Annotated in this window: 2 protein-coding genes; both read left to right on the top strand. The window is 69.0% G+C overall.

What is annotated here, in order from left to right; translation table 11 throughout:
* On the top strand, nucleotides 1-750 hold a 750-nt coding region (locus tag AC1D01_RS36265; protein WP_477874595.1), incomplete at its 5' end, for an NAD(P)H-dependent flavin oxidoreductase.
* A 37-nt stretch (nucleotides 751-787) separates the two neighbouring features.
* A partial coding sequence (locus AC1D01_RS36260; RefSeq protein WP_477874593.1) for a PAS domain-containing protein occupies nucleotides 788-1,017 on the top strand: 230 nt, incomplete at its 3' end.

Raw genomic sequence — 1,017 nt, 5'->3', positions numbered from 1 at the left:
CACCCGGAGCGCCCGGCCGCGCCGTTCGCGATCAACCAGATCGTGCACAAGAGCAACGACCGGCTCGACCACGACATGGCGCTGTGCGCGAAGTACAAGGTGCCGGTCATCATCACCTCGCTCGGCGCGCGCACCGATGTCAACGACGCGGTGCACGCCTGGGGCGGCATCGTGCTGCACGACGTCATCAACAACTTCTTCGCGAAGAAGGCGATCGAGAAGGGCGCCGACGGGCTGATCGCGGTGGCGGCCRGTGCCGGCGGCCATGCGGGCGTGAAGAGCCCGTTCGCGCTGGTGCAGGAGATCCGCACCTGGTTCGACGGCCCGCTGGCGCTGAGCGGCTCGATCGCGAGCGGTGACGCGATCCTCGCGGCGCGGGCGATGGGTGCCGACCTGGCCTACATCGGCTCGGCCTTCATCGCCACCGACGAGGCGCGCGCGAGCGACGACTACAAGCAGATGATCGTCGCCAGCAGCAGCGATGACATCGTCTACAGCAACCTCTTCACCGGCGTGCACGGCAACTACCTGAAGGGCTCGATCGTGAAGGCCGGGCTCGATCCGGAGAACCTGCCCGAGAGCGACCCGAGCAAGATGAACTTCGGCGGCGATGCACGCAAGGCCTGGAAGGACATCTGGGGCTGCGGGCAGGGGATCGGCGCGATCGACAAGGTGGTGCCGGCGCGCGTGCTGGTGGAGCGGCTGCACGGCGAGTACGAAGCGGCGCGGCGGAGGCTGGCGGTGGCCTGATCGGCGTCGGTCGGGAGCGATGGCAGAGAATGGCCCGATGAATGCACCCCCTGTCGGCCAGCCTGCCATCTCCGAACYGATGCTGCGGCTGCTGTTCGAGCAGTCGCCCAGCTTCATCGTGGTGCTGGAGGGGCCGACCCATCGGGTGACGCTCGCGAACCCGGCCTACCAGCGGCTGGTCGGCGCCGACCGCGAGCTGACGGGCCGCACGATCGCGCAGGCGCTGCCCGAGGCCGACGAGCAGGGTTTCGTCGGGCTGCTGGATGC

It is taken from the genome of Rhizobacter sp. P3_B12 (genome assembly GCF_056402895.1).
Note: the sequence above shows the minus strand (reverse complement) of the source record. Positions and strands in the feature narration are given on the sequence as shown.